This window comes from Tardiphaga sp. GW822-FHT04G09, assembly GCF_058800725.1.
This window is the reverse complement of the sequence record NZ_JBXAMO010000011.1, coordinates 17,055-39,650: the sequence shown is the minus strand read 5'-3', so window position 1 is coordinate 39,650 and position 22,596 is coordinate 17,055. Positions and strand designations below refer to the sequence as shown.

The 22,596-nt window shown below is 58.7% G+C and carries 14 protein-coding genes; 9 read left to right on the top strand and 5 right to left on the bottom strand.

Annotation, left to right across the window (positions count from 1 at the left end):
* The first annotated feature begins 64 nt into the window (after window positions 1–64).
* The 6 genes from AC1RLZ_RS19010 to AC1RLZ_RS18985 all read left to right on the top strand — a co-directional run bounded on the left by AC1RLZ_RS19010 (window position 65) and on the right by AC1RLZ_RS18985 (window position 11,509).
* Entirely contained in the window at window positions 65–1,285 is a 1,221-nt protein-coding gene (locus AC1RLZ_RS19010) for a glycosyltransferase (RefSeq protein ID WP_493189888.1), read from the top strand.
* Window positions 1,282–2,535, top strand: a complete 1,254-nt coding sequence (locus tag AC1RLZ_RS19005; protein ID WP_493189887.1) for an O-antigen ligase family protein — start codon at window positions 1,282–1,284, stop codon at window positions 2,533–2,535. The genes AC1RLZ_RS19010 and AC1RLZ_RS19005 overlap by 4 nt, the downstream gene beginning before the upstream one ends.
* Window positions 2,536–2,538: 3 nt before the next feature.
* Window positions 2,539–4,527, top strand: a complete 1,989-nt coding sequence (gene asnB, locus AC1RLZ_RS19000) for an asparagine synthase (glutamine-hydrolyzing) (RefSeq protein WP_493189886.1) — start codon at window positions 2,539–2,541, stop codon at window positions 4,525–4,527.
* Window positions 4,528–4,538: 11 nt separating this feature from the next.
* Window positions 4,539–6,494: an AAA family ATPase gene (locus tag AC1RLZ_RS18995; RefSeq protein ID WP_493189885.1), complete on the top strand. Its 1,956-nt coding sequence runs from the start codon at window positions 4,539–4,541 to the stop codon at window positions 6,492–6,494.
* 7 nt (window positions 6,495–6,501) lie between these two features.
* The gene (locus AC1RLZ_RS18990) at window positions 6,502–8,667 is read left to right on the top strand and encodes an oligosaccharide flippase family protein (RefSeq protein ID WP_493189884.1); all 2,166 of its coding nucleotides are present in this window, start codon (window positions 6,502–6,504) and stop codon (window positions 8,665–8,667) included.
* A 112-nt stretch (window positions 8,668–8,779) separates the two neighbouring features.
* Entirely contained in the window at window positions 8,780–11,509 is a 2,730-nt protein-coding gene (locus AC1RLZ_RS18985) for an AMP-binding protein (RefSeq protein ID WP_493189883.1), read from the top strand.
* Window positions 11,510–11,574: 65 nt separating this feature from the next.
* Here the strand turns inward: AC1RLZ_RS18985 and AC1RLZ_RS18980 are convergent, their stop codons facing one another.
* Complete coding sequence (locus AC1RLZ_RS18980; RefSeq protein ID WP_493189882.1) at window positions 11,575–12,102, bottom strand: DsrE family protein; 528 nt, start codon at window positions 12,100–12,102, stop codon at window positions 11,575–11,577.
* A gap of 524 nt (window positions 12,103–12,626) precedes the next feature.
* Here AC1RLZ_RS18980 and AC1RLZ_RS18975 point away from each other — a divergent pair.
* Genes AC1RLZ_RS18975 through AC1RLZ_RS18965 form a run of 3 tightly spaced genes read left to right on the top strand, consistent with a single transcriptional unit; the run spans window position 12,627 to window position 15,725 of the window.
* Entirely contained in the window at window positions 12,627–14,030 is a 1,404-nt protein-coding gene (locus tag AC1RLZ_RS18975; protein ID WP_493189881.1) for a coiled-coil domain-containing protein, read from the top strand.
* Window positions 14,031–14,085: 55 nt separating this feature from the next.
* On the top strand, window positions 14,086–15,108 hold the full coding sequence (locus tag AC1RLZ_RS18970; protein WP_493189880.1) for a TAXI family TRAP transporter solute-binding subunit: 1,023 nt from the start codon (window positions 14,086–14,088) through the stop codon (window positions 15,106–15,108).
* Window positions 15,105–15,725 (top strand): hypothetical protein, encoded by a 621-nt coding sequence (locus tag AC1RLZ_RS18965; protein ID WP_493189879.1) that lies wholly within the window; start codon window positions 15,105–15,107, stop codon window positions 15,723–15,725. Before AC1RLZ_RS18970 ends, AC1RLZ_RS18965 begins: the two co-directional genes overlap by 4 nt.
* Window positions 15,726–15,961: 236 nt before the next feature.
* Here the strand turns inward: AC1RLZ_RS18965 and AC1RLZ_RS18960 are convergent, their stop codons facing one another.
* The 4 genes from AC1RLZ_RS18960 to AC1RLZ_RS18945 form a co-directional block, all read right to left on the bottom strand.
* Window positions 15,962–17,455, bottom strand: coding sequence for an HlyD family type I secretion periplasmic adaptor subunit (locus tag AC1RLZ_RS18960; protein ID WP_493189878.1), 1,494 nt, complete (start codon window positions 17,453–17,455; stop codon window positions 15,962–15,964).
* Entirely contained in the window at window positions 17,455–19,254 is a 1,800-nt protein-coding gene (locus tag AC1RLZ_RS18955; protein ID WP_493189877.1) for a type I secretion system permease/ATPase, read from the bottom strand. The genes AC1RLZ_RS18960 and AC1RLZ_RS18955 overlap by 1 nt, the downstream gene beginning before the upstream one ends.
* A gap of 240 nt (window positions 19,255–19,494) precedes the next feature.
* On the bottom strand, window positions 19,495–21,162 hold the full coding sequence (locus tag AC1RLZ_RS18950) for a calcium-binding protein (RefSeq protein WP_493189876.1): 1,668 nt from the start codon (window positions 21,160–21,162) through the stop codon (window positions 19,495–19,497).
* 724 nt (window positions 21,163–21,886) lie between these two features.
* The gene (locus tag AC1RLZ_RS18945; protein ID WP_493189875.1) at window positions 21,887–22,558 is read right to left on the bottom strand and encodes a TetR/AcrR family transcriptional regulator; all 672 of its coding nucleotides are present in this window, start codon (window positions 22,556–22,558) and stop codon (window positions 21,887–21,889) included.
* Window positions 22,559–22,596: the final 38 nt, after the last annotated feature.

Genomic DNA, 22,596 nt, shown 5'->3' with positions numbered 1-22,596 from the left:
AGTCCATCTGTAGCCGATTTTTCGCTCGACCGAGCTGCTTCCGATTGCGACCGAGAGGATTAGCATGGCGTTGCACGTGCTTTGCGTAGGAGGCGAGGATCATTCCCTGCGGATCCCATTTCTGGCAGCTTTGCGCAGTCGTGGTTTCCGGGTGAGCGCTGCCGGAACTGGCGCAGCACTCCCGTTCTCGAACAGCGGTATCGAGTATCATCGCTATCACTTTAATAGATTCGGCGCGCGTGTTGCAGATCGCCTGGCCATCGGCCAGCTCTCACAGCTTGTGCGTGGCATTCGCCCGGACGTTGTTCAAACGTTCGATACCAAACCAAATCTGCTTGCTCCTCTCGCGGTTAGAGGCGCAATCCCCATTGTGCGCACCATCAACGGAATGGGGTGGGTATTCTCCTCGGCGGGCCTGAAAGCTCTCGCATTCAGGCCGGCCTACCTGGCGATGCAGCGGCTGACAGCCCGCTGGACCTCGGCAACGGTATTTCAAAATAAGGAGGATAGCGACTTTTTCCGTCGCTACCGCCTGCTCGGCAACAGCCCCGCCGTACTGATCGGAAGTTCGGGTATCGATGTCGATGGTTTCGAGTCAGCACGGGCTCAGGCGCCGTCCACCGTGCAACTTCGTACAGAACTCGGACTCGGTGACGACGAAATCGTCCTCACTGTGAGCCGACTGACCGTACAGAAGGGCATACCCACGCTTCTGGACGCGGCGGCCATTGTTCGTGAAACACGGCCCCGCGTACGTTTCCTGCTTGTGGGCCCAAGGGAGAGCGAAGGTCCCTTTGCCGTCGATCAGGCTTTGATTGATCGATATGCACCACACGTAATCGCCCTCGGTGCGCGATCCGATGTTCCTGCGCTCCTCGGAATTGCGAATGTCTTTGCTTTCCCGACGGAGTATCGCGAAGGAATTCCCCGTGTTCTGCTGGAAGCAGCTTTGGCGGGTGTGCCTATTGTCGCCACGCGCATGCCAGGCTGCGGCGATGTTGTGGTGGAGAACTGCAATGGCCATCTGGTACCGCCCCGCGATCCGCGTGCGCTCGCCGCGGCCATTCTTGATCTTCTCCAGCATCCTGCCCGCGCAAAGAGCATGGGTCAGCGTTCGATCGCACTCGTGCGCCGTGAGTTCGATCTGAATGTTGTGGCTGACCGTTACGCCGATCTTTACAGGAAGCTGATTTTCACCGGGAGGCAAAGCGAAGACCCGACTGGTCTACCTCGCGATGTCCATGAAGATCGAACGGCTGGCCGGCACAGCGGGGCAGCACCATGATCACCAATGCGCTCCTCTCCTTTGGCGTCGTGCTCACGACAGCTTCACAACTGCGCCTTCCGGGAATTCCGCTCGGTGTTGGCGAAATCTGTCTCGTCCTATGGCTGGTCATCGTCTCATTGCGTGCCGTCGTTACCGGCCGGATTTGCAACGCGACAGCTTTGCTCCGGATCGGCGCATTTTGGGTCTGTCTTTCATTTGCCCTGAGCGTAGGGACATGCGTGGCCTATCTGAGTCAGGAACTGGACCTTCCCTCGATGTTGCATGACGCCTTCGCGTACCTGCTGGTGGCGGCGTTTACTTGCCTCATCGTGGCAACGATGGAAACCAACGTAGCCCTGCGTCAAACCCAATGGTTTCTGATCGCTTTCTGGAACATCGCGCTGGTCCTGCAGATCGCTGCGGGCTGGTCCATCATCAGCCTGCCGTCGGTCGATCCATGGTACTGGGATCGATTTCGAGGCTGGGCGGAGAATCCCAATCAGATCGCTCTCTACTGCGCTGTTCTGACGCCTCTGTCTCTCAGCCTTGCCCTATCGGCCAAAGGGTTTGGCCGCATCGCGGGATCATTCAGTTGCCTGCTAACCTTCATCGTCGGCCGCCTGACCAAAAGCGATACATTTCTTGTTGCCATGGTGACTGCCGTCGCGGTCTTTTTCCTGCTGCGTTTGCGCAGTTGGCTGACCTCGCCGCAACACAGATTCAGTCTCCGGTCTGTAGTTGCGGTTCTGGTCATCGTTGCCGCCGTTCCCCTGGCAATCACGTTAGCACCATATGCCGTCGCGACCGCCGATGAGTTTGAAGGTCTGGCCATCAGTTTGGCCAAGGACCGTGGCGGCGAGGCAACGAAGCGCACGGCGTCCCTGCGAGTGCAGCTCTGGGAAGATGCGCTCCGTCGAGGGCTCAAAGCCGGATCGCTCGGGCTCGGGCCAGGCCCGCATCTTGAGAAGCCGAACGTCGCCGACAACAGGTTGCTTCCAACTCCTTTCGAGGCTCACAGCACACTGTTTGACATATTCACGCAAGGCGGCTTGCTCGCCGTGATCGCTGTTTGCAGCCTCTTTGCCAGCGCGTTCCTGCTCGCGTTCCGAGCGAAGCTCGATGCCTTGGCAGCATTGTTTGTTGCGCTGGCCATTTTCAGCATCAGCCATTTCATCTTGCGTCATCCCATCGTGTGGTTCGCGTTTGCTCTCGGCCTGATCCTCGGATCGGCGCCCGCCCCATCGCCGCGCACGCGCATCGGAAGCTAGATCATGTGTGGAATCGCCGGAATTCTTCAGATGCCACGAGCTTCTCGATCCGACGATCTGGATGCTATCGGCCGAATGACGGATCGGTTGCACCATCGTGGACCCGATGCCCACGGTTCGTGGTGCGATCGCGACGCCGGGATTGCATTCGGGCATCGCCGGCTCGCCATCGTCGACCTCACGGATGCGGGGCGACAACCGATGCTTTCCGAGAGCGGCCGGTTCGTCATCACGTTCAATGGTGAGATCTACAATTATTTGTCGCTGCGACAGGAGCTTCAACGCCTCGGCCAAAACTTCGTCGGCAGCAGCGATACCGAGGTCTTGCTCGCGATGATCGAGAGATGGGGATTCGAAGCAGCGCTGGAGCGCAGCAATGGCATCTTCGCAATCGGCCTCTGGGATCGCCAGACCCGCACGCTCCATCTGGCCCGCGATCGAATGGGAAAGAAGCCCCTGTACGTCGCCAGAACGCGAAACGCCGCTGTCTTTGCTTCAGAGTTGAAGGCGATCGACGCGTTCCCCGATTTCCATCCAGAGATCAATCCGAGCGGGGTCGCTGAATTTCTCGCCCGCGGCTGGTTTCCGGACGAGCATTGCATATGGAAAGACGTCTTCAAACTTCCACCTGGCAGTATTCTATCCTTCAGCGCCGATGATCTTCTGGTGTCGCGGGATGCTGCAGCGCTTCAGGCAAAGACGCGCACCTGGTGGTCGCTGACTGACATTGCCAGGAACGGCCGAGAGAACCTCGTTTCCGCGGACGATTGCCAGCTCGTGTCGCATCTTGATGGCTTGCTTCGAGAGGCCGTCGGTGAGCGTATGGTTGCCGACGTGCCGATCGGGCTGTTCCTGTCCGGCGGCATCGACAGTTCAACTGTCGTCGCCCTGATGCAATCCCAATCCGCCCGTCCCGTCCGCACGTTCACTATCGGTTTCGGCGAACCCTCCTTCGACGAAGCAGCCAGTGCCGCGGCCGTCGCCCGTCACCTCGGCACGGACCACACGGAGCTGCGTCTCACTCCCTCGGAGGCCAGAGATGTCATACCCGAACTGCCCCGTGTTTGGGACGAGCCGTTCGCCGACGAATCGCAGATTCCGACACTGCTGCTATCCCGCCTTGCCCGCCGGGATGTAACTGTTGTCCTCTCCGGTGACGGAGGTGACGAATGTTTTGCCGGATATTCCAGGCATCTGTTGACTGCCCGTCTGGCTCCGCTCCTTAACTCCAATCGAGCACTTCGGCGAGCCGCGGGAGTGGGTGTGTCATTGCTCGCCCGCGGCGTGCGGGAGGACATCGCCGACGCCCTGCCTCTTCCAGGTCGTCTGCGGCGGATGATCGGAAGCGACCGGATTAACCGCCTCGCGCAACTGTTTGCAGGCAATGACGCTGACGACATGTACCGGAAAGTGATGCGACTTTCCGAGCTGCAATTGACCCCGGCGCAGATGGTCACCGATTCGGGCAAGGTGCCGTCACTGAACGATCTTCTATCTGATTTCATCCTGCGAGACATGATCGGGTATCTCCCCGGCGATATTCTGGTGAAGCTCGATCGCGCCACCATGGCGACAGGCCTGGAGGCGCGCTGTCCAATTCTCGACCATCGCGTTGTGGAATTCTCCTGGCGGCTGCCGAACACGGCCAAGGTGCGTCGGGGGCAGGGCAAGTGGATCTTGCGGCAGGTTCTCAGCCGTTACTTGCCGCGCCACTTGATTGATCGACCCAAGCAGGGGTTCGACGTGCCTATTGGCGCCTGGTTGAAGGGGCCACTGCGCTCATGGGCTGCAGACCTACTCTCCGAATCACGCCTTCGTCGTCAGAATTTGCTGGATGCACAGAGAGTCCAGTCCTGCTGGCACGACCATCTGAGCGGCCATCGCGATCATTCGCGAACGCTATGGGCCGTCCTGATGTTGCAGTCATGGCTGGAAACGATGGTTGAACAGAGAATGTCCCGATCGACGGACACCCTCGAGCCCGCACAGTAGAGGAGCGAGCTATGGAAGCGTTAGTAGGAAGACGCATTCGGCCGTTGCAGGCGCTTTCGCCAGATATCGCAGAGGACGAACTTGGGCAGCGCCTGACAGAACAATCTCTGGCTTCAAATGACGGTCTCCACTCATTGAATCGAGTGCTGGATAGCGTGCGGAAGTACAAGCGGCTGGTCGTCGGGATGATTGTCATCGGCGTCTTGCTGGCCGGAATTGCCGGCCTGCTTATGGCACCTTCTTATTTGGCGACGGCACAACTTGCTGTTGATCTCCGACAATCCGGCGCAGCCGATGCCTTGAATGCCAGTGGTGTATCCGCAGCACCGACACCGGCTGCCGAGGAATCCACCATCGATACACATGTTACGGTAATGCTGTCCGACGCGTATCTGCGGAGACTTCTCCCAACGCTCCGCGCTCTCGAGGATGCGAGGCACGATGCGGAGGCCAGGACACGAACGTGGATGCAAAGCCTGCGCGCGCTCTCTGGTCGTACATGGTCAGCAACCAAAGAGCTGCTGCTTGGCAAGCACCACGAGCCCGATGACGGAACCGCTCTCGCTGCGCTAAAGCGCAGCCTGAAGGTTGGCCAGGAGCGGCGCTCCAGAATCATCTCCATTACCTCTACAGCCTCCGATCCACAACGAGCGGCGGAAATCGCGAATACGGTGGCGCAATCGTATGTCGGTGAGGTCGCACGTCAGAAGCAAAGCGATGTGGAGTACGCTTTGAGCTCCCTCGCGACACAGTTATCCAAAGTTCAGCGCGACCTGACAAAGGCAGAGGAGGAACTAAAGGCCTCCCGTCTTGACCGGTCCTCTCCCTCCCGGGATGCCACGCTGGAATGGCACGTCACTACGCTGGCGCAACAGTTTGAAACGCTCCTGCGGCGACGGCAGGAGCTGATTGCAAAAGGTCTGACCGCGCAATCAGACGTCAGTATTCTCGCAACGGCCACGCCGCCCGAACAGCCGGCCTCATTACACCCGTTACTTATGATTCCTCCTGCGGCAATTGTCTTTGCTCTGCTGGCTTGCATTCTTGCAGTCATACTGAATCACTTCGATCGGACCCTGCACACAGAATCCGAGGCCGCTGAAGCTCTACGTATTCCGTGCGTTGGCCTGATACCGTCGATTCCACTGGAGCCGGGCAAGCACCCGCATTATGTTTTGGAGGAACCTGCGAGCCAATATGCCAGAGCAATTCGCTCTATTCTGGTATCCATACTGGCCTCCGACCCGGCAACCCCTCGATCGCAGCGAGTCGTCCTCGTCGGCTCCAGTATCGGTGGGGAAGGCAAGACCACACTTGCATGGAGCCTTGGTCTCTACGCCGCCCGGCTCGGGTGGCGCACTCTACTCATTGACTTCGGTCAACTTGTTCGTCGACCGGGTGGCGAGAACGCCAACTTACTCAGTGTCCTGGCCTATGGCCGCCCGCTTGCAGATGCCATCGAACATATCCATGAATCTGGAATTGATTATCTGCCGGCAGCGTTGTCTGGCGGGCATCGGCTTCGGGTTCTCGCTGATCCCAAGATTTCTGCGTTGCTCCGACAACTGAGCGACACTTATGATTTCGTGATCATCGACGGACCCTCACTGCTGGAGGCGCCGGAAGCGAGACTTCTGGCGAGTTGGGCCGATCATGTTTTACTCGCCATTCATTGTGGAAGCACCGATCGGGAGACCGCGCAGAGCGCGCTGCATCAACTTGTGCGGACGGAACATCTCAACCCCGCCCAGATCACGCGATTCTCGACGGTCTTAACTCGTGCCGAACCACCGCAACAGGATCAGTTCGGTGAGCGCACACAGCAACTGTTCGAAAGGGTTTGGGGCATACCCCGCCAGTGGTCGAAGAGAGCAACCATCTGGAGAAAGTGGGGCACAGACGCAATCGAACTGAAGCGCTCCGGATCGTCCAAACTGAACCCCCGCAATTGGTTAAGAAGCGATTGAGGGCAACATGATCATCGAGACTTTCGGTCCACCTGGCGCCGGCAAAACAACTTTTAGCCGGGCACTTGCTCAGCGCCTGCGTGACCACGGGTACAAGGTCGATCTCGTACTTACGTTACCGCATCTGCCCAATCATTTTCCGAACTTTGGTGGATTTCTTCCAGCGCTGCAACGCGTCTCTCTCGCGATCTTCGCCACTGTCGCAATCTTGTGCCGGCCTATCGCAAATGCCCAAGGGATACGTCTGGCGAAAGATCTGCTGCGACTGATGCCACCCAACCACCCCGTTTGGTGGATCAGGCTTAGCCAATACGTCGTGCGATTTTCTTGTGTATGGGGAGATTCGCACAAGCCCGATCGCATCGTCCTGTTTGATCAGGGCTTTGTACAGATCGTTTGCACCTTGGCCCTTTTTAGCCGAGCAAACGAGAAGACTATAGCTCATGCCATCGCCATGAGAACGCAATCAGATCTGCTGATCCGCTTTGATGCTCCGGAGGAATTGTTGGAACAGCGCCTCCATGAGCGAGTGCGCCAAAAAACGTATATGGAAAAATGGTTCGAGCCTGATGTCGGTACCTTTCTCAAGGCAAAGCCGATTACTGATTACGTTGGCTCATTGCTCGCGGCTGAGCATCAACGGGTGATCTGCATCAACTCGCTCGACCCCAGCCTTATGTCCAAGGCTCTCGACCGGATAGAAGAGGAAATTTACAGCAAGTTCAGGCCTAACGGAACGGCCAGTTCGTCACCCGATCCCGAGAGCGAAAGCCTTGAGCCCTGTGCGGAGAGTTTCACCCAACCCCCGCTGGCGCCCGAGACAATCGGAGCTTTCACAGCTCAGCCTGAACCCGAGCTGGCTCGGCGCATGGCCAGCGCAAGCCTGTGGGCATTCGTTATCTATGTTGGCGGCGCCGGTCTGACGTGCGTGGCTCAACTTGTCATTGCCCGCACGATAGGGGCGTCGAGTTACGGTATCTACTCATACGTCTTGGCCTGGACAACCCTTCTCTCCTACATCGCAGCACTCGGGTTCAATACGGTTCTGCTGCGATATGTGCCGGCCTATAGTGCGACAGGAGAGTGGCCATTGGCGCGCGGAGTTATTCAATTTGCATTCGGGCGATCATTGCTGGTCGGGATGTTGATTGCGATCTGCGGAGTCGCCACCGCACTGTTCCTGGCGGAGCCGCTTCAGCGGGAGCTGACCGTCAGTCTGGCAGTTGGTATGGCGACCGTCCCATTGGTAGCGCTGTACGTTCTCGGTTCTGCCACGGCACGGGCGCTGGGTGGCATCATTTCGGCGATTGCGCCCGAACGCTTCGTTCGGGACGGCCTTATGGTCGTGCTGCTTCTGCTTGCCGTGATACTCAACGTCACGCCGATCGATGCCACAACGGTCCTGATCGCGTTGATGGCAAGCTCTGCCGTCACAGCAGGGATGGTCGGACTGAGCATACGCAAGCTCTGGCCGCCACAGCTGCGGTCGGTAGCGCCGGTTTATGCGCCCCGCGACTGGTGGCATCTCGCTTGTCCTGTCATGATCATGATTGGAGTTGAGGTTCTCATGAGCCGCGCCGGCGTGATCATCCTCGGCTGGATTGGCCATGCTCACGAGGCCGGCATCTTCGCGCTGGGCTTGAATTTGGCTCTCTTTCTCGTTCTTCCTCGCATGGCAGTGGGAACATTCTTTTCACCAAACGTTTCGAAGCTTCATGCGCACCGGAATGAGGCCGCGCTTCAGAGCCTGTTTGCCCGAGCAACCGTTCTGTCGCTGATTGGAACGGCTGCGCTGGCGCTTCCGCTGTTGTTACTGACGGTGCCGCTGCTCCGTTTTTTTGGGGAGGAATTCGTTGCAACAGCCCCGGTCGCCCAAATTCTTGTCGTTGGACAGATCTTTGCTGCAGCTACCGGTCCGCAACAGAATCTTCTGACCATGACGGGGCACGAACGGGCAGCAACCACGATCACAGCGATCGGAGCTGTCATGAACGTCGTCGCCTGTGCGATCGGCATCGCTTTCTTTGGAGTGATGGGGGCTGCCGTGGCGACGGCCGCGACGAATGTGGCCTGGAACACGGCAATGGCGATCTACATCTACAAACGCGCGAACATGACGGCCGGCCTGCTGTTCGCCGTTGCGGAGTTTCGTCGACCTGCCGCAACCAGGTAACCCGGAAAGTGGTTCGAGGTGGAAAAGTTGGTGCAGCTTTATCATTCACTCGAAGGACGCTAATCGCCGACTTGTAATCTACGATGTTCATCCAGCAACGGTGAGTACCGTCATGCAACTTCAAAGATTCCCCGATGAATCGCTGTCGAAACACGCGAAAGCCTTCGCTGTCCGGCGCGTACCTGCCGGCGATCTAGAGGAATCTGCAGAAGCTCTCTGGATGAAACCTCCCCAGCTGCCCCTCGACTTGGGCGGGCCTGTTGATCGTCCGTTCAATTGTCTGGGAGCCGAATTTGCCAGCGTGCCCGCCATCGCGCATCTGAATGCGGTGGCAAAGAGATTTCCGAACAACGTAGCCATCAGCGACGACACCCGCCAAATCACGTATTCGGACTTTCTGATCAGAGTTTTGACATTGGCCCAGGTGATTGTAACGGCAGCTCCCGAGGGGGGCGCCGTCGGCCTGTTACTGCGTCATTCGATCTGGCATCCGATCGCCATGCTTGCATGTATGGCCGCAGGGCGACCCCTGGTGCCGCTCAATCCGCGCGATCCGGACCAGCGACTTGCCCACATCACCGCAAATGCACGGATTTCTGTGCTGATCGGGCAGGGCGACGGTAGTTCAACCAAAGGGGTCCACGAAGACGGCCTGCGTTGGATCGATATTACCCTCGCCAACGAACCTTTCGGAGATGCCGCACCGCTTGAGCCGGTTTCGGTGGATGCGCCTGCCCTCGTGCTCTACACATCGGGCAGCACCGGACAGCCAAAGGGCGTTGTGAATAGCCAACGCAGCTTGCTCCAGCGCGTCCAGCAATACGCGGATGCATGCCACATAGACGCCACCGACGTCTTCATGCCTTTGAGCGGCCCCACGACCATTGCGGGCACCAGAGAGATGCTCACGGCCCTGTTGACCGGCGCGAGATTGCATATGGCGGATGTCGAGGCCCTTGGCCTTCGCGGCTTGCTGCGTCAGATCCGATCGCAGCAGATAACGATCACATATATCGTTCCCGCTCTTCTGAGGGCAGTGGTTGCCGCGAGCGATACCGGTGATTTCGAATCGCTCCGGGTTGTCCGCATCGGCGGCGAGAAGGTGCTATGGACGGATATTGCGCTCGTCCGAAAGGTCGTGAGGCCATCCTGCTTCATCCAGATCAGCTATTCGTCGACTGAAACCACAGGCACGCAGTGGTTTCTTCCTGACGATTGCAAGGAAAGCGATTTCAACGCACCACCCGTTGGCTATTTGCTTCCAGGAATTTCGTTTGCCGTCGTCGACGACAACGGAGCACCTGTGCCCACCGGCGAGGTCGGAGAACTGATCATCAAGAGCATGCACGTATTGCTTGGTTATTGGGAGAACGGTCAGGTGCTCCCTGCATTACCTGACCCGGATGATGACCGTCGCCGCATCTTCCCGACAGGCGATCTTGTTACTGTCGATGCGCACGGATTGATGCAGATGCTGGGGCGAAAGGGGCGTCAGCTCAAAATCAATGGACGGCGTGTCGAGCCCGCCGAACTTGAGGTTGTCGTCCGCAGAATTCCCTATGTGAGTGACGCTGTCGCCATCGTCACCGATTCAAACGAGCTGATTATTTTTGCATCGCCAGGTTCCGAGGCCAATGCAACATTCACGGCTGACGTTCGAGACGTCATCAGGCAGACGCTTCCCTCCGCATTACATCCCACCAGATTGCATGAAATCGCGGAACTTCCGCGCCTCGCCGGCGGAAAGATAGACGTCGCGAAACTCAAGGGGCTGGATGCCGAGAACCGAAGAGGTCCGCCCTCACCTCAGCCACCCGGGGCGGACGAATTGAAGCAGGCCGGAAAAATGGTGGCGCAGGTATGGACGCGGATTCTCGGCACGAGTGACGTTGTCGGCCGTTGGGACGAGGCAGGTGGCGATTCCCTGAAGCTTCTGCGATGCGTGATGGAGCTGGAAGAGCTGGTCGGTGAAGAGCTCAACATGGAAGCCTTCACGGTGGACATGAGCGCAGCCGATATGGTTCAGATCGTCGCCGCAGCAGGTAAAGCACCGCGGAAACAACCGGCCGAGGACCTGCTCCCTCATCTTGTGATGTTGCCAGGTTCGATGGGTTACGGCCCAAGTCTGGCGGCGTTCGGGGCGCAGTTGAGCAAGACGGCTCATGTGATCCCGATCCGCTACCCGGATTTGACGTCCGCCCTGACCGGATGTGGTTCAGTCGATCACATGGCGGCGGCAGCTCTAGAGCAGATCAACGCCGTTCATCCTCGCGGCGACATAAGTCTGATCGGCTATTCTCTGGGTGGCGGCGTGGCATTTGAAGTGGCAGCCCGGTTGATTGCACAAGGCCGGTCGGTGAAATTTCTGGGTATTCTGGATACGAATATCGGCCCCCGCAGGCGCAACTATCGTGAAGCAGTGTCACGTACGTTGCAGCGGATTAGATCGCACCGGGTCACGATGTACCGAATGTTGTGTCGCTCTATCGCAAAATGCGTTGTCCGACTCCGCTGGGAGGTGAAGTTTTGCAGAATTCTCGATGCGAGGATCTGGACGCGTCTGTCCGACACCCGTTTCATGCTCAAGTTGGAACTCGAGGAGATTCTCCGGATGCAGGAATTCGGCCGCTGGGTGGCGAGTGCTAAGCCTCGCCTGCCAATCACCGGAACGCTATTCCTTTGCAACCGGCGGGGGGTGCCGGCCCATCTCGGATGGGACTCTCTGTTTGCAAAACTGGAGGTCATTCCGATTGCTGGCGGCCATCTCGATCTCGTTATCGATCCGCATCTGACCGTCAACCGACCGGTCATCGAACGAGCGATCACGTCGTCCTGTTCCTGATCTTCGACCAACAGATCCAACAGATTGGAACGAGGCGATGCAGATCGCAGAGGCACTCCTCTGGATCAAGGTCGCAAGTAGCTCCAGCCTCGCTCTTGCAGCTCCATGAGCCGTATCACTCCGGACTTGGTGACCTTGGCCTGCGAGATAAGAGGAATGTCTTTCGCCTCAGCCTTTGACATATTCTCACGGGTGTTTCCGCATGCTGAAAAGGTCAGCTGCGGTATGGTTTCGCTCATGGATTTGATGCGCGTTTTGACGGGAGAAGTGTCATCTCGCAGCATATGCAGTCCGGGTCCAAAAGCGACCACTTCGATCCCAACCTTTTGACCGATCTCGCTGTAGTACTGAGCGACATTGCTGACATTGTTGAGCGCGAGATTCATTATCGCGGGGTCATTGACGTCAACCTGTACAACGAGCCGATGTGGCTGCGTTCGGATGGCGGCAGTGGTCATCTTGGCGTTAACGTTCATTCTGGCGGAAGTCTTGGCAGAAGTATTGATTTCTACAGCGCCGCTGGTTTGGGGGCTCAGCACCAAGATACTCCCAATGGCAGCCACGCTGGCGAAGACGGCGAGTGATCTGTTCATGTTGTTTCCTTGAGTGTGCTGGGAGTGCTGGCTCAAGCGTGTGCTACAGCGTAGTCGCGCGCGAACAGGCGGGTCAAGAATGGTTCAGACAATACAGTCGTGATCTACTTAATTGCCGCGATCGGTGCGGCTACCTCGTTGTGATTACTTCCATTGCTACATCGACAAACGGCCGATGAAGGCTGTGTCATGAAAATGGACACACATAAAAGCTCACCTGAGTTGTCACGATGTGGTCACAGGCAGTTGAGGTAGCATCGCATTGGCTACCGCGATCCAAAGCTGTTGAAGGCTCTCGCGTAACAAGCCGAACCGCCGTGCGTGCCTCGTCCGCGGTAGTAGCTTGCGTTCTGTGGGTCTTCATTGGGGCCGTGGCGGACGGGCTATGCGGTGAAAGTAAATTCCGCGCGGAGGCCTCCGAATCCGCTCAAACACGGGAGCGGGAACTGGCCGTTGAACGGGAACGGAACAGGGCAGCCCTTGCACCTGTGCTTGTCGCGCGCCCCCGAGCAGAACTCGACGCGGTGCAGTCAGCGGCTGAAGCGACCGGCACCATGCCAAGAGACGGGCTTGATCAAGAGCGAGCTAGGGCAGACGCCCTTGCGAGTGACCTCGCGATCCTACGGGCGGAACTCGAGACGGCGCGGGCGGCAGGCAAGGAAAAGGAATTTGGCCAAGCCATCGAGGTAGGGATCAGGCAAACGCAAGCGCTCGAACAGGAGCGAGAAAAAACAATCAACCTTATGCATGAGCTCACCTTCCTTCGAACGGAACTCGACGCGGCGCGGATCGTGATCTCGAAAGCTGTGCAAGCCACCGAGGCAGAGATCAAGCAAGAGCGGGCGCTCGAACAGCAGGAGTGGGGAAAGGCAGACGCGCTCGCTCATGACCTTGCTTCCCTTCGGGCGGAACTCGATACGATGCGGATCGCAGCTTCGGACGCCGCAAAAGCCTCCGCGGCGGAGATCGAACAAAAGCAGGCGCTCGAACTGCAGCTTAAACAGCAACAAGACGGAGCGGCAGCCCTCAAGCGTGAATTGATCTCCCTCCGGGCGGAACTCGACGCGGCGCGCGCCGCGACGCCGGAGGCTGCGCAGATTGTCGAGGCTGCGAAGGTCGAACAAGAGCGCGCATCTGCAAAGGAGCGCAGCCGGACCGAGGCAGTCGCCCGCGAGCTCTCCTCGGCGCGTCAGCAGATCGAGGAGCATGCCAGCCGTCTCGCGGCGGCACACGCTGAGGTGCTTCGGGTGACGGAGGCCAGCAACGCCACGGCAGCAGAGCAGAAGCGAGCTCTTGCCAGCGAGCGCGAGCGTGCTGACGCACTTGTGCAGGAGCTTGCTCTCGTTAAGAACCAATTGGAGGCTGGAAACCAGCAGCTTGCTGCCGTGCCTGCTTCTCAGACTCTCGCTTCGCGCCAACCCGCCCCCTCTGGCCGGAACGAGGGCACGGCGGAGCCCCGCGCGAAGACGACCGAGGGAAAGAGCGCCTTGCCGCAGTGGGCTTCCACTCAGGCCGTCGCTTTATATGCGGAACGATCGTCCGTGTTGGAAACGCCACCGCAAGCACGGTCGACCGCTCGCGAAGCCGTGCCAGGTGTGGAGCCGCAAGTCCCCGTGGCATCAGCGGCAACCGTGCTGGCGAGTGTCGCTCCCTATTCTGTGGCGGACGAACAGAGACTGCTTGTTCGGGCCAACGCATTGCTCCGGCAAGCTGACATCAGCGGGGCGCGCCCATTGCTCGAACACGCTCTTGGACATGGCAGCGCGCGAGCCGCCTTTATGCTCGCGGAAACGTACGACGCCCGCGTCCTGAAATCGTGGAGCGCTCGTGGGGTCCTCGGTGATTCCAGAAAGGCACGCGAACTGTATGAAAAGGCACAGGCGGGCGGCATTGAGGATGCGAAGGCGAGGATTGAGTCGTTGAAATAGCTGCCAGCTCCTGACGCGTCAGCCCTGGATGGTCATCCCGAGAATGGAGAGTCGCATGTCGGTCATCAAGTTCTCATTTGCTATGGCATTAGCGGCGTTCGGGCTGCAACTGGCTGCCCATGCCCAATCTCTCCCGACGCGCGAGACGCAGGCTACGGCGGCGGCGAAAAGGACCGAAACGGCCGCGAAAGAGCGCATCAATGCATGGACTGTCGGCCTCGCCGGCGGGCTCATTGAAGGCGCTCCGCTTCGTCTCGCGGCAGAGATCGCTCGCGTCGTAAATGAGGAGGATAAGCTTCACGTCCTCCCGATCGTGACGCGCGGAGCAACGGAAAACGTCAATTCGCTGCTGTATCTTAGAGGCGTTGATGCGGCGATCATCAACACGGATGCTCTTGAGGAATATAAAGCTCAAGTTCCGTCTATCGAGCGGCGCATCACCTACGTTTTGAACCTCTTTCCGTCCGAACTGCACATATTCGTCCGCCCGGAGATCCGGTCGCTCGAAGAGCTCAAGGGAAAAAAGGTCAATTTCAATACGCAAGGTACGGCAGCCGCCTATTCCGGTCCGCTGATCTTCAGTCGGCTGGGACTAAACGTGGAAAAGATGTTCATTCCGCACCAGGTCGCATTGGAGCAAATGAAGCGCGGAGAAATCGCGGCCGTTGTGTTTGTGACGTCAAAGCCCGTCGACGCCTTTCTGAAGGGACGCTGGGATCCCGGATTTAAGTTCCTTCCCGTCGAATACAGCGCCAAATTTGAGGACTACTATCTTCCATCGTCTATCGACGCCGCGGACTATCCGAGTCTGGTGCCGAAAGGTGAGCGGATAGCGACGATTGCAGTCCCCACCATTCTTGCGGCCTATAACTGGCCACAACAGTCTGACCGATACCGGCGCATGGCGCGCCTTGTCGATCACCTGTTTGGTCGGTTCGACCGGTTGCAGTCCCCTGGTTTCGATCCGAAATGGAAAGAGGTTAATCTGCGGGCCAGCGTGCCGAGCCTCGGCCGGTTTAAGCCGGCGCAGGAATGGCTTGATCTTCCGCAGGCCGTAACAGCGGGACGGTCCCCATGAAGGACACGGGTACTCTCGGTCTGGCTGTGCTCTTGGTTATGAGCCAGGCTGTGTGTGCTCAAACCGGTGGCGCCATAGATCGCTTGAAGACCTGCTCACAGTTTGAAGGCATGGAGCGCTTGAAGTGCGTCGATGAGCTGTTGGGGGAGATGACCGAAACCCATGCTGCCACGCCGTCTCCAAGTCCGAACTGGATCATCAGCGAGACCACCTCTCCGGTGGATTATCAGCCGCAGATTGAGGCGCAGATGGCAGCGCGCACAGCATCGCAAAATGCTGCTTCCGCGCTCGCCATCCATTGCCGCGCCCATCGCACAGAGCTGACCATTTCCACAACGGGATCCTGGAAGCAGGGCGCGGATGGCGAGGTGAAGGTCGCGCACCGGATCAACGAAGAGCCAGTTGTTGAACAGCGCTGGCGGGCGTTAGAAACGGGGAAAGGTCTTGCCTTTCCGGGCGACGTTGTTCGCTTGCTCCGCTCAATGCCGGAGGGCAGCCAACTTCTCGTTAGGGTCGAGGTTGGGAAAGGTCCGTCATATGAAAGTACGTTTCAACTGGTCGGCCTGGATTCAGTCCGGCGCAAGATAGCGACAGCATGCAGCTGGCCCACGCCCTGACTGACGCAGATGCCAAACGAGTGCAGGACAACGGGAACAGTTCGCTCGCCTTTGTTGCGAAGATACCAGCCCGATATATCCAACGCCTCGCCGCATGCGCACCTGCCCTTCGCGCTCGCTCGCCCATTCAACGCTCCAACATCCGCAATGTCTTGGCATTGCGGCAATGACGTTTGCGCTGAACTGAACCAAGCCACCGGCGAGGCCTCGGCAAGTCTCGACGCCGGTGGATCTCCTTAGTCCTCCCGCATACCGCGTCGTATTGCATCGGTCATCGGTTGCATGAGATAGGCAAGAACGGTGCGTTCACCAGTCGCGATCAAGACGTCGGCCATCATGCCTGGCTTCAGTTTTTCGCGAATTTTCTCGGGAAATTTCGTTACTTCAACTGAAACCTTGACTTCATAGTAAGGCTGGTGCGTGGCTTCGTCGCGAAGCGCGTCCGCCGCCACCGAGAGAACCTCGCCGATGGCGATCGGCGTCGAGCGAGCCTTGAACGAGGGAAGCCGCACTTCTGTAGGCATGCCGATTTGTACATGATTGACGTCGAGAGACGATACTTTCGCGGCCACCACGAGAAGGTCGTTGTCGGGCACGATCTCCATCAAGACGTCACCCGGCCTAATCACCGCGCCGACTGTGTGGACTTTCAGATTGACGATACGTCCGGAGCGAGGTGCACGGACATCCATCCGACCGAGAACGTCGGCGGCCATGCGCAGCTTCTCGCGCGCGTCGGCGAGCTGAGCGCGGGTGTCGGCAAGCTTGCCGGTGGCTTCCTCCAGAACTTTCTGCCCGACTTGATTTATCTGTAACCGTGCCTCGTCGATGATCCGTCCGAAGCGCGCGATATCGGCGTCGTATGAACCAATCCGCCCCTCAAGGTCGGATTTGGAACGCTCCAGAGTCGCAATCCGCGCGAACGGAACGATTCCCTGGTCGGCGAGCGGCTTGAGCTTGGTATATTCTTGCGCCATGCTGTCGAACTGCGCGTGTGCAGCCTTGCTTTGCGCAGCGTTTCCCTGGATCTGGCGCTGCGCTTGTCCGATCTTCTCTTCAAGGATAGAGACCTCGATCTTTCGCGCAGCGCGGCGTTCCTCGAACCGCCGCTTCTGGTCACCGATGGCGCGCAGCGCGGAGGGGTCGGAGACCTTCTGGGTCAGTTCGGATGGGAATGTGATTGTATCGGCCCCATCGGCTTCCGCATGCAAGCGCGCCTCTTCCGCGATTGCCGAATACACCGCCGAACGGGCCATCTCCTCCCGTGCCCGGTCCTGGGTTGGTTCGAGGCGCAACAGCACCTGCCCTTGCTCGACATGCGCATCGCCCGTCACCATCAGATCTTTGACAATGCCGCCTTCAAGGTGCTGGACAGTCTTACGGTCGCTCTCGACGACGATCGAGCCTGCGGCCACGACGGCACCATCAATCGACGCCAGGGCAGCCCAGCCGCCAAACACAACGAAGGTCAGGAAGACGATACCAAAGCCCCGTCTCGCCGGAGTGCGCCAATCGCCCGATGGGTCATCATTTGCGCTTCCAGCGTCGCGGTTCTGGAATATCGACAGCCATATTTTGGAGAGCCAGGTCAGCGACCGCTCCTTGATCTCGCTGAATCGGTGCAAGACGTCGGACCTGCGAAACGCCTGGCCGCCATTACTCAAACGTCTGAGGAGTCGCGCGAGTTCGTCCTGTGCAGCAATCTCTGCTCGCAATCTGGTAATCTTCATCATTGCCTCGTCACATGGACAGGCCGCGCCGAATTTGAGAACGGCGCGTGGCGTGAAACCCTGTCAACTCGATGATCTTCCACCGCCCCCCGGGACTCGCGGCGTATCGGCGCAACGGTCTCACCAAGGAGCAAGGGAAGAAGCTCTTCGCGCGTGCCTGCGCGCCCGATGCGGCCGTCATGCATGAAGACAATCTTGTCGACCAATGAAAGGAGATTGGGTCTGTGATTGATGATCACGATCGTCACGCGTTGCTTGCGGAGCATTTGGATGGCGTCAGCCAGAGCACGATCGCCGTCGCCGTCCAGATTGGCATTTGGTTCATCGAGCACGACGAAGACGGGCCTGCCAAAAAGAGCGCGGGCCAATCCGATGCGTTGTCGCTGGCCGCCGGAAAGACCGGCCCCGTTTTCTCCGATGACTGTGTCGTAGCCCTGCGGCAGCCGCTGAATCATCGCATGTGCCGAGGCCAGTTGGGCCGCCTCGACGACCTGCTCATCCAGGGCGCCGTCACGAAAGCGAGCGATATTGTCGCGCACAGTGCCGGCGAACAGTTCAACATCCTGCGGAAGGTAGCCGAGACTTTGCCCAAGGAAACTGGCGTCGAAATGCCGGATGTCATTTCCGTCGATACGCACGCAACCCTGCGCGGCTGGCCAGGCTCCCACCAATGCACGCGCCAGGGATGATTTGCCGGAGCCGGACGCGCCGACGATCGCAACAACTTCACCAGCGGTCAGCCGGAAAGTGACATCGGCAATCGCCGCCAATTGCGATCCTGGAACCATGACGGTCAAAGCCTCGACGGAGATGTTGCCGACCGGAGGCGGCAACCGCGTCGGTTGTCTTTCCGTCGCCCGAGTTCGCAGGGCTTCGTCAAGGCGGGAAAATGACGTGCGCGCGGAGATGAGCGCTCTCCATTGCGCGACGGCCGCCTCTACCGGCGCGAGAGCACGACCCATAATCAAAGACGCGGCGAAGAGAACGCCTCCCGAAATCTCCTGATGGATTGCGAGGTAAGCTCCCACACCCATAATGGCCACCTGAAGCGCCATCCGCAGAAACTTCGAGATTGCGATCAAGGTGCCGCCGCGCTCTCCGGCCTTGGTGCCTTCAACGAGTGCCTGACCACGGGTGGCACTCCATGCGGCACGCACGGCGGGTCCCATTCCGAGTCCCCGAATCGCTTCCGCGTTGCGAAGCGATGAGGTCAACCGGTCCAGAGCGTGGAGATTCTTGAATGAGGCCGCGATCAGTGGCGCTTTGGTCGCGCGCTCATTGAGAAAGGCGAGCGCAAGGATGGCCAGCGCGCCCGTCAGGGCAACGAGGCCGATCGACGGATGAAGGAGAAAACACATGCCGAGAAAAATCGGGGTCCAGGGCACATCCATCAGCGACGTGATCACGCCGCCGGAAAGAACGTCACGCAATGTATCGACATCGCGCAGCAGCTGAACATGATGCGAGCTGCCCGTGCGCACCGCCTGCGCAAGGGCTGTTTCGAAAGCCTCTCCTGAGAGCAGCTGGTCGAAGCGCATTCCAGTCTGAACCAGAACGCGGCTGCGAAAGTGTTCGAGTGCCGCGTAGCTGATGAAAAGCGCGAGCGCAATAAGCGAGAGCATCAACAGCGTCATCGCGTTCCGGCTCGTCAGTACACGATCGTAGATCTGCATCGTGTAGAGCGGCGAAACGAACACCAGGAGATTTATGAAGATAGACAGCCCGCCCGCGGCAATCAGGCCTGGACGTATCTGGCGGAACGCATCCGCAAGTGCGGGCGGTCTTGTCGAAGTATACATGTGTGTATCCAGGCCGCCCGAATCGGACGGCGCTCACGTTAGAGAAGCCATATGCGAAGAAGCGAGCGCGAATGCGCTCGTACGCAACACATCCCGCACTGCGCGAGACGCATTCCTCTCGCGACATACGGGTCGCGATGATCCCCAAATGGGGGGCCATGAAGGCCCCCCAAAGTCGCTTTCATATGCGCGGATCACCGCGCATATGTCGTTCTTTGCCGCAAATTCAGTTCTGCGGGCTTACCAGTGCCACGAATGGTGATCCACGTGATGGTTGTTGTGGAGGCTGGCGAGATCCAGATGCGGCGCCAGAGTTGCGTCGGTGACGTCGCTCGAAGCCGTATCCGTTGCAGCCGTCGCTGCTGCGGTTGCAGCGGGCGAAGCGGATGCCTGCTGATGATGACCACCCCAGGAAGATTTGTTCCCATCTGTGAGATGAGAGAAGTCCAGCCCATGATGGTGGTTGTGCCCGGAGTTGCCGACGTCGGTGGTCGGAGCCGTCGTCGTCGGCTCGGTGCTAGCCGCCGCAGTCGAGGTGTCGACAACGCTGCTGGAAGCGGTATCCGCTGCAACGTTCACGGACGCGGTTGCCGCGGATCCGTGGTGATGGTGTCCACCTCCGGATGACGTGCTTCCATCGGTCAGCTGGGAGAAGTCCAGCTTGTGATGGTGGTTGTGTCCAGAGCTGCTGACATCGGTGGTCGGAGTCGTTGTCGTTGGCTGGGAGGTCGTGGGCACAGTCGAAGTGTCGGCCGAGGAGGTCGAGTCTGTTGTTGTAGACGTATCGACCGACGCAGTGTCGGTAACGCTGCTGGAAGTGGTATCCGCTGCAGCGCTCACGGACCCGGTTGCGGCTGACGAGTGGTGATGGTGTCCGCCTCCGGATCCGGACGATGTGCTTCCATCTGTCGACTGGGATGAGTCAGCCTTGTGATGGTAGTTGTGCCCGGAACTGCTGGTATCGGTGGTCGGCGCCGTCGTTGTTGGCTGGGAGGTCGTGGGCGTCGTCGAAGAATCGCTCGAAGACGTCGTGCCCGTCGAGGTGCCGCTATGCGACGTGTCGACCGGTGTCGTCGGGCTGCTGCTCGACGTGTCAGCCGGAGTCGTGCTTCCAGTCGTCGAACCCGTCGACGTCGAACCCGTCGTCGTCGTGCTCGTATTGTGCTGCAGAAATACGTTCTGGAGCGCTTGCGAGTTTTCGAGCGCCTGGTCTCCGTTCTGCGATCCCCAGGCATAAGCGTAGTCGAAAGCCGGATTGGGAACGACAGATGCCCAATGGTCGAGCATTTGCTGTTCCTGCGCGGCGGTCGGCATCACATAGTGACCACCCTGATCGGTGACCCAGTTACCGCCGCCGAATGTCTGAAATACCGGGACCATGCTGGCCTCCGGAATTCCGGCGGCTTTGGCGGCAGCGACAGTTTTGTCAATCATGCTGTAGTCGACTGTCGAGCTATCCGACCGCACCGGATACGGATCGATTCCGAAGAGGTCGATGTGAGTGTTTTCCGGAGTATAGGTATTCGCGAAGCTGGGATTCTCTGAAGATCCCATGTTCATCATGGTAATGAACGTCTTCGCGCCCGGTACGTTGGCGTGAATCCAGTCGGACTCTGCCTTCAGATTTGCAGCGGTCACGAGGGTATTCCACTGCCCCGTGGGATCTGGTTCGTCCTTGAGGAAGAAACCGTAGACGTTGGGATTACCGATGTAAGGTTTCACAGCGTCGATGAAGCTTTGGGTGACACCATCACCCTGATCGAGCCAGACGAGGCCCTTCACGCCTGCCGGCAAAGCGTTCACTTCCTCGACCGACGAAACGTCGGCGAGATTGAAGCCTGCCTGAGCTGGAGTGAATGTACCTTGCGCGTTGATGTTATTGCCGGAAGCGAAGTGTAAAGTTGCCAATACCGTTCCCCTGTATTGTGTTGACGAAGCCCCCAAGAAACTTCGTAAAAGAAAGTGCAGGTACGTAACTACAGTTCTGCATTAGCTTCGATCGAAGCGCCCGTGGATTAACGTTTGTTTACGTTTGAGGCGGGAGTTTGGCGCGGCAATGGGCAAAACAGTGAGTTTATTGTGCTAAAACTTGGAGACAGGTATCAGAGCTGCGGTAGCGCAGTGCGCAAAGATTTATAGCGTGTTCGCAGTGGTATTTCTCAACAGCCCCGATCGGTAAGCGAACTACACAACGCGCTAATAAGACTCGCCGAGAGAAATGATACGCGATGATGCGCGTTTCGGCTTCCTCTACGGCAGTTGTGCTCGCGATAACGATAGCAGGTTCTCTCCTCTGCCGCGGCAGTGCTCACTTCGAGGGTAGCGCTCCGGAAAGCCCGTAATGCCTGCGTGGTACGATTTCACTGCCTTCGGCAGAAAATGCGCGCACCCGTGCCGAGCTACATCAATGCTCCGGCAGAGCCAGACTCCGTAACTGTACTTGATGTGTTCGATCAACTTGATCAGTCTGTCGGCGTGGCTGTGTTGATCGATAGTCGTGCAGGCCGATCGATAATAGCCTCCGAGAATCCGCGGTTCCGAAGTAGGCCTATCGGGATCGCAAGCGCTCGGATGAGATCAAGAAACAACCGCGCTAATCGCCAAAGAGGGCGGCCGCACAGGGCCGCAAACGTCACGATGCCGATTGCACAAGCTCGGGCATCAGCTGTTTTGAGCCGTCGAGAAACACCCTCACCGCGTCGTTGACGATGTCATCTAGTCGCTCCGGCGTCGGCGTGTCGTAGACGAAGCGCCGGATGGCCATATAGAAGATGCGGCCGTGCAAACCCCAGAACATTTCGACTTCGCGCTCCGATAGCGGTACCTGGTCGCTTGAAGGCAGCTTCAACTCGTGACGAAGTTCGCGGCAGGCGGGCTCGATGATTTGTTCGCGGACGATCTGAAGGTAGCGCTTGGTGATATCGAACGACTTCATGCCGGAGAAGACGAAGATTCTCACCCAATTGTATTCGAAGACCTGCCCGACATACTCCAGATAGAAGCGCGACAGCCGTGCCTGCAGCGATAGCGTGCGATCCTGGATCAGGCCAGCCCACGAGGGCGACCAGCGGCTCAGGTAAATCTCTTCATAGACGCGTTCGATCAACGCCTCTTTGCTCGGGAAGTGTCGGTAGATCGCCGAATGGGTAATGCCCATGCGTTTCGCCAGTTCGCGCGTCTGCCCGCCGAAGCCCTGTTCGGCGAAAAATTTCACGGCCTCATCGACGATGAATCGCTCGCGCTCGGCCGCCCGCATGTTGCGGCGCGGCGGCTTTTTGGCTGACTTGATGGGTTTTTTGGCCATTTTGGCTTCAGTTTGCGGGAGTTCTGAATAACCCAATT

Bases quoted from the DNA above. Each gene is read 5' to 3' on its own strand.
- AC1RLZ_RS19010 (WP_493189888.1), top strand. From the start codon at position 65: ATGGCGTTGCACGTGCTTTGCGTAGGAGGCGAGGATCATTCCCTGCGG.
- AC1RLZ_RS19005 (WP_493189887.1), top strand. From the start codon at position 1,282: ATGATCACCAATGCGCTCCTCTCCTTTGGCGTCGTGCTCACGACAGCT.
- asnB (WP_493189886.1), top strand. From the start codon at position 2,539: ATGTGTGGAATCGCCGGAATTCTTCAGATGCCACGAGCTTCTCGATCC.
- AC1RLZ_RS18995 (WP_493189885.1), top strand. From the start codon at position 4,539: ATGGAAGCGTTAGTAGGAAGACGCATTCGGCCGTTGCAGGCGCTTTCG.
- AC1RLZ_RS18990 (WP_493189884.1), top strand. From the start codon at position 6,502: ATGATCATCGAGACTTTCGGTCCACCTGGCGCCGGCAAAACAACTTTT.
- AC1RLZ_RS18985 (WP_493189883.1), top strand. From the start codon at position 8,780: ATGCAACTTCAAAGATTCCCCGATGAATCGCTGTCGAAACACGCGAAA.
- AC1RLZ_RS18980 (WP_493189882.1), bottom strand. From the start codon at position 12,102: ATGAACAGATCACTCGCCGTCTTCGCCAGCGTGGCTGCCATTGGGAGT.
- AC1RLZ_RS18970 (WP_493189880.1), top strand. From the start codon at position 14,086: ATGTCGGTCATCAAGTTCTCATTTGCTATGGCATTAGCGGCGTTCGGG.
- AC1RLZ_RS18965 (WP_493189879.1), top strand. From the start codon at position 15,105: ATGAAGGACACGGGTACTCTCGGTCTGGCTGTGCTCTTGGTTATGAGC.
- AC1RLZ_RS18960 (WP_493189878.1), bottom strand. From the start codon at position 17,455: ATGAAGATTACCAGATTGCGAGCAGAGATTGCTGCACAGGACGAACTC.
- AC1RLZ_RS18955 (WP_493189877.1), bottom strand. From the start codon at position 19,254: ATGTATACTTCGACAAGACCGCCCGCACTTGCGGATGCGTTCCGCCAG.
- AC1RLZ_RS18945 (WP_493189875.1), bottom strand. From the start codon at position 22,558: ATGGCCAAAAAACCCATCAAGTCAGCCAAAAAGCCGCCGCGCCGCAAC.